Origin of the sequence: Arthrobacter sp. UYCu712 (assembly GCF_040547005.1) — a bacterium.
Lineage (GTDB): Bacteria > Actinomycetota > Actinomycetes > Actinomycetales > Micrococcaceae > Arthrobacter.
In genome coordinates this window covers 1-3972 of sequence record NZ_JBEPOZ010000057.1, presented here as the reverse complement: position 1 = coordinate 3972, position 3972 = coordinate 1, and the positions used below count along the sequence as shown (strand labels likewise).

Annotated in this window: 5 protein-coding genes; 3 read left to right on the top strand and 2 right to left on the bottom strand. The window is 59.3% G+C overall.

What is annotated here, in order from left to right; translation table 11 throughout:
* Positions 1-132 precede the first annotated feature (132 nt).
* The 3 genes from ABIB51_RS23060 to ABIB51_RS23050 all read left to right on the top strand — a co-directional run bounded on the left by ABIB51_RS23060 (position 133) and on the right by ABIB51_RS23050 (position 2710).
* Positions 133-936 (top strand): hypothetical protein, encoded by an 804-nt coding sequence (locus tag ABIB51_RS23060; protein ID WP_354191714.1) that lies wholly within the window; start codon positions 133-135, stop codon positions 934-936.
* 362 nt (positions 937-1298) lie between these two features.
* Positions 1299-1883, top strand: coding sequence for a recombinase family protein (locus ABIB51_RS23055; RefSeq protein ID WP_354191713.1), 585 nt, complete (start codon positions 1299-1301; stop codon positions 1881-1883).
* 185 nt (positions 1884-2068) lie between these two features.
* A complete protein-coding gene (locus tag ABIB51_RS23050) occupies positions 2069-2710 on the top strand; it encodes a hypothetical protein (RefSeq protein WP_354191712.1) in 642 nt (213 codons plus the stop codon).
* 145 nt (positions 2711-2855) lie between these two features.
* Here the strand turns inward: ABIB51_RS23050 and ABIB51_RS23045 are convergent, their stop codons facing one another.
* Both ABIB51_RS23045 and ABIB51_RS23040 read right to left on the bottom strand, forming a co-directional pair.
* Positions 2856-3545, bottom strand: coding sequence for a hypothetical protein (locus tag ABIB51_RS23045; protein ID WP_354191711.1), 690 nt, complete (start codon positions 3543-3545; stop codon positions 2856-2858).
* An 88-nt stretch (positions 3546-3633) separates the two neighbouring features.
* A partial coding sequence (locus ABIB51_RS23040) for a hypothetical protein (RefSeq protein ID WP_354191710.1) occupies positions 3634-3972 on the bottom strand: 339 nt, incomplete at its 5' end.

Genomic DNA, 3972 nt, shown 5'->3' with positions numbered 1-3972 from the left:
AACGGCATCGGCCCTGAACTCATCGGAATAGGTGGGACGGGAAGACATGGGCACAATCCTTTCAAACTGTGTCTCACATCAGTAGTACACCTCAGTACCTACCCCTTGTAGCCGCTGACACGTGGGCGTAACGTGCCCATCACAAAGCTCGCCTTGGAGGCCTCCATGTCCTCGCTGCTACGCCGCGCTATAGCCTTGGCATCGATCTTGTCCGTCGGACTACTCGGGCCCGTCGGTCTCTCGGCTTGCACCGCCACCGAGGCACCGCCCCCCGCATCGACTACCGAGACGCCGCCCCCCGCATCGACTACGGAGGCTCGCACGGTCCCACCGCTGCCCACGGTCCCACCGCTGCCGGACAGCGGCGACATCGATGCTGGTACATACCTCGTCACCAGCTTCGCAGAGAATTTCGAGATCACCGTCCCAGACGGCTGGTCGGCCGACGGCGATGGCCTGGGAAAGGACGACCCGGATCACCCGGATGATCTGGCGGTTTTCGTGGGTTGGTGGCCCTCCGACCATGTGCCGACGGACGCATGCGCGTGGCAGGGCGCGCTCGTCGAGGTCAATCCGTCGGCTAAGGCCTTCGTCGATGCGATGACGGCCCAGACGTCAACGTCCAGCACCCCTCCCGTCGAGGTCGTGGTGGGCGATTACTCCGGTTTCGAGTTCAACCACTCCGTCGAGGGCGACGTGGACATCAAAGCCTGCGACAACGGTCAGTTTTGCGTTCACTCCGAATACTCGAACCTATGCACCCGCTGGTACTCGACCGCCGCTGAGCGGGAAACCTACCGGGTGGTCAACCTGAACGGCCAGCGCGCCATGTTCTGGGTGGTCCAATTCCACGAATCGATCAATCCAGAGCTGACCAGAGAAGCACGCACCGTCTTCGACTCGATCGTGTTCAAGGTCCGACAGGTGACCAGCTGATGCGATAGGCGATCCCCGCCTGCGGGGCGCCGACCCCGCCTCTGTCATTTTCAGAAGCTGACTGCCACTGACTTCCCCGTGATTTCGGGGGTAGTGCGGATGACTTCTGAACACTGGCTGCTCGATACTCCTCTGCACTAACGCCGCTTCTGCTCGATACTCCTCTGCACTAAGGTCACTTCGGCCACGGCACTCTGCCGCCCAATGGCTTTAGTGCAGAGGACTTCTGACATTCAGTGCAGACGACTTCTGAAAATGACATGAATCCGCGGAATGCTGCGTAACGTCGCTGACCCAAAAGCTATCCCAAAAGTTCCGCCACAATCATCCGTCACAGTGGCAACTTTCGGTACGGTTCACGGATGAACATTGGCTATGCTCGCGTTTCAACTGCGAAACAGGATTTGACCCGTCAGCTGGACGCCCTGGCGACCGCCGGAGTTGATCCGGCAAACGTCCACATCGATAAGAAATCCGGCGCAACGACAGGCCGCCCAGGGCTCCAGACAGCATTGACCCAAGCCCGGGCTGGTGATGTGTTGGTGGTCCATACCTTGGACCGACTAGGCCGAACAGTCCGCGACACTCTGAATATGGTCCATGAACTCCGCGAACGGGGTGTGGGTATCCGGACCCTTGCCGATCCCCTTGCCATCGACACATCCGAGCCAGACAGGCCGATGAGTCAGCTGGCGTTCATCATGTTGGCACTCTTCGGAGAGATGGAACGTACCTACGCGGCCGAACGGGCTGCCCATGCCAGAGCGGTCGCCACCGCCAACGGCCGGCGCACTGGGCGGCCGTCCGTAGTAGAACCCGACGTGCTAGAACACGCCGCCCTACTCCGGGCAAGCGGGTCCACAATCAGTGAGATAACGGCCAAGACGGGACTGAAACGCACGACCCTGTACCAGCACCTGCCAGCCATCGGTCGCTCCGCGGTGTGAAGGCGTCCGGAGCCACCTTCCATACTGTTTTAGTAGCACAGTGGTATCAGTTGGTCATCCCGCGGGTGTGATGCGCTGCGTGCAGCAACCCTTGGGCAACTCCATTTGTGTTCCCAGACGTACCGTGTGGAAGAGTGTCTTCGTCTATCCGCGTCTTGCGACGCTTATCAGAGGGGGATTTCTAAGTGGAGTTCAAAGATTTTGTGTCAGTGTTGGTGGCCATCGTTGCCATATACGCCATTTATGAGAACAACAAGAGGGCTGACCGCCGAGACAACAAAACCTGGTATCGCAAGATGGTGATGGAGAACTCGGTATCTTTTCTCGGCAAGATGGATGTAGCTCGGGCCCGGATAACTGACACTTATGAGGCCTACTACGACGAGGAAGGGAAAGTTTCCGATGCGGAGTTGGATGAACGAGCCGTCGACAACTTGACCCGCGCCATAGGTGACCTCCGCGACTCCGGTCAGATGTTGAAGTTGTGCTGCTCCCCCGAGACCGAGATTGTTGTCGATGAAGTCCATCAAGTTCTCAACTCGGCCCTCAGGCTTCTCAAAAAAAGTCGCAATTTGAGTCACCATTCAACTTCACCCGGCACTCCAAAGTTTGATGAGTTCGTCGAAGCCAACGACGCCTTTATGCGACTTGAAGAACTCCTTCCGGAAAAGAAAAAGCTGCTTCTGGAAAGAATCAAATCTGACCTTGAGCACGGTGTTGCACCGACTGCCGAAGAGAGTCGGTTGATTCGTTCGGCTCGCGAAGCGCGGATAGCGCTGTCAAAGATACTCCCAAAGAAACAGCGGACAGCTGTCGAACAACCGTAAACGCCCTACACAGTCTCTTGGGTTGTGCAGGGCGTTCGTCCGTCCCCGGAAACAGGGGCTAGCGCCCATATTCGGCTTGTTGCTGGCGGCGCTGTTCCGGCGTCCGCGGTTGGGCGGCTGTGGCGCTGGCGGCCGCGGCAGGACGTCAGATGTTCATGCCCGCCGTATTTGACGTTATGCCGCTCATGCTGCCGATGGCATATAACTCCACGGGTTGTTTGGGAAAATTCTTCAACACGCTCCGTCTAACGAGGTAGCCGCCTGAACTGTCGGCCTTGGTGTTGGCAAACTGTGAGTCTTGGCCATTCTGGGGCCGGGCGACCTGCATCACGGTTACCACTTTATCCGCATAGAATCCACCGCCGTGGACCTTCACACCCACCACGGCATCGCTCGGTGGGGCTTCCGGGTCGTAATCCATGATGCAGGACGCTCCCCGATTCTTCTTGGGTGGCGTCTGATTCTTCTCGTTGAGAATCTGCAGTCGTGTGAGCAGGTTGTCGATAAGCTTCTCGAGGGTGATGATGCGTTGTAGCCAGGCTTGGATGCTCACCCCTTGGATGCTTAGGTCGCCGGTGATCTGAACGTTGCCCTCGAAGTAGCCGCCGAGGTGTCCGCCCTTCCCATGCACTCCGATGCCGGACTTGCTGACACCGTAGACGGCGTCGCCGCTGGTGGAGTTCCCTTCGATCGCAGTCCTTGACCCCGACACGCCGACCACACCCCGACCCCGCGCCCCCGCGTCGACGCCGCCGTAGATCGCTATTCCGCTTGAGGTGGTACCTTCCACCGCGGTATGTCCTGAGCTCACACCTATAACGCCGCGTCCGCTCATGCCTCCTTGGCCGAAGAGACCGTCTCCGCCTGCTGAGTTCCCCCCCAAGACCCCGGGGACATGCCTGTCCTGCGAATCACCCACCACGTCAGCCATTACGATTCTCCAAGGCGTTCACGTCAGATTGCAACGTATTGGCCCGGTTCTCGAGGGTGATGATGCGTTGTAGCCAGGCTTGGATGCTCACCCCTTGGATGCTTAGGTCGCCGGTGATCTGAACGTTGCCCTCGAAGTAGCCGCCGAGGTGTCCGCCCTTCCCATGCACTCCGATGCCGGACTTGCTGACACCGTAGACGGCGTCGCCGCTGGTGGAGTTCCCTTCGATCGCAGTGCTTGACCCCGACACGCCGACCACACCCCGACCCCGCGCCCCCGCGTCGACGCCGCCGTAGATCGCTATTCCGCTTGAGGTGGTACCTTCCACCGC

Excerpts from the sequence above, each read along its gene's own strand:
- ABIB51_RS23045 (WP_354191711.1), bottom strand. The coding sequence starts at position 3,545 with ATGAGCGGACGCGGCGTTATAGGTGTGAGCTCAGGACATACCGCGGTG.
- ABIB51_RS23055 (WP_354191713.1), top strand. The coding sequence starts at position 1,299 with ATGAACATTGGCTATGCTCGCGTTTCAACTGCGAAACAGGATTTGACC.